Source organism: Marinobacter sp. DSM 26671, assembly GCF_900112835.1.
Lineage (GTDB): Bacteria > Pseudomonadota > Gammaproteobacteria > Pseudomonadales > Oleiphilaceae > Marinobacter > Marinobacter flavimaris.
Map to the genome: position 1 here is coordinate 1 of NZ_FONF01000069.1, position 1,464 is coordinate 1,464.

The following is a 1,464-nucleotide window of genomic DNA, read 5'->3' on the forward strand; positions in this document are numbered from 1 at the left end:
TGTCAATGGCCATTTATTTTGACCCACCTTTGGCCAATAAAATTGACCCACCTTTCATAGTCTAGCCTGTCGTTTTCTGCTTCAGCCGATAGCTTTCTCCTCCCAGCATAAAGATGTGTGAATGGTGGATGACCCGATCAATGATCGGCACCGCCACGTTGTCGTCGTGGAAGAACTCGCCCCAACTGGTGAAGTCCTTGTTGGTGGTGAGGATGATGGACCGGTATTCGTACAGGCTGTTGATCAGCTGGAACAGGTTGTACCGGGCCTGCCGCGTCATGGGCAGGTAACCCAGTTCATCGATGACCAGCAGGTCGTACTTGGCCAGTTGGCTGACCCGCTTTTTCAGCTCACCCTTCATCTCGGCCAGCTCTAGTTCTTCCACCAGATCGAGAGCGTTGCGGAACAGCACCCGGTAGCCGGCCTCCACAGCTTTGTGGCCAATGCCGATGGCCAGGTGGGTCTTGCCTACACCGGGCGGACCGATGAACACCAGGTTGTTTCGCTCGTCGATGAACTGGAAGTCCAGCAAGGCATTGACCTGGCGTTTGGTAATGGTGGTCTGGTGCCGGTAGTCGAAGCCCTCCAGGCGCTTCTCCGCTGGGAACGCAGCCATTTTCCGGTTCCGGCGGATGCGTTTGTCCTGGCGCTGGGTCAGTTCGTGCTCGGCAAGCCGGTCCGCGAAGCTGAGATAGGACATCTCGTTGGCTTCAGCCTCGGCCAGCAGGTTGGTCAGTTCGTCGGCGGCCGCGCTCAGGCGCAGGCTGCGGTAACGGGCCACGGTCTGTTCAAGCTGGCTCATGGGTCACCCCCTGGCCACTGGAGCGGCCAATATGGTGGTAAGCGCTCAGATCCAGTGTTTCTTTTGGTTCCGATAGCGGTTCCGGCTGTCGCTCCCGGAGAACGGCGGCCTGGGCTGCTTCCAGATAACTTTGCAGCCGTGTCGCGGTCATGCCGGGACGCTCTGCCAGCGTCGTAATTAATGCCGGATCCACGGGCGCATGGCGCTTGAGCAGGTCACGGGCAGCCACCAGCTGGTCCTTGTAGATCTTGGGCTCGGAACGCTTGAGCTGTTGGCACAACCGTGGCCCGATGTCACTGCCGATCAGGTCGTTGATCTTACCCTCAAGGGTGGCCACCCGCTGGGCATGATCCCGGTAGTGGTGGGTGTTCTTGATTACCTTGCCTTTATCGGCACACAGAGCATGGCTGGCAATGACTTCCCCTGTGTTCAGGTCGCTGATGTGGAGTTGGCCGCCGGACTCCAGAACGCCCACCCGGGCCTGCTGCCAGGCCATGGGCACAGAGTACTTGTTGGCCTTCCAGGCGATCAGGCCGGTCTTGTCGGCTCGACGTGTCTCGTGGGCCACAGATTGCACGCAAGCTGGTGACAGGTAAGCCTCCAGGTGTTCTCGCTCATCCCGTTCGAAGCGTTCCCGGGGTGGTTCTCCGGTGGTGCCGTGG

Annotated in this window: 2 protein-coding genes; both read right to left on the reverse strand. The window is 59.5% G+C overall.

Annotated features, from left to right (window positions below):
- Window positions 1-61 precede the first annotated feature (61 nt).
- Window positions 62-802 (reverse strand): IS21-like element helper ATPase IstB, encoded by a 741-nt coding sequence (istB, locus tag BM035_RS22160; protein WP_092034459.1) that lies wholly within the window; start codon window positions 800-802, stop codon window positions 62-64.
- Window positions 789-1,464: Mu transposase domain-containing protein (locus tag BM035_RS22165; RefSeq protein WP_441295090.1), on the reverse strand; the 676-nt coding region annotated here is incomplete at its 5' end. The genes istB and BM035_RS22165, both read right to left, overlap by 14 nt.

Bases quoted from the DNA above. Each gene is read 5' to 3' on its own strand.
- istB (WP_092034459.1), bottom strand. From the start codon at position 802: ATGAGCCAGCTTGAACAGACCGTGGCCCGTTACCGCAGCCTGCGCCTG.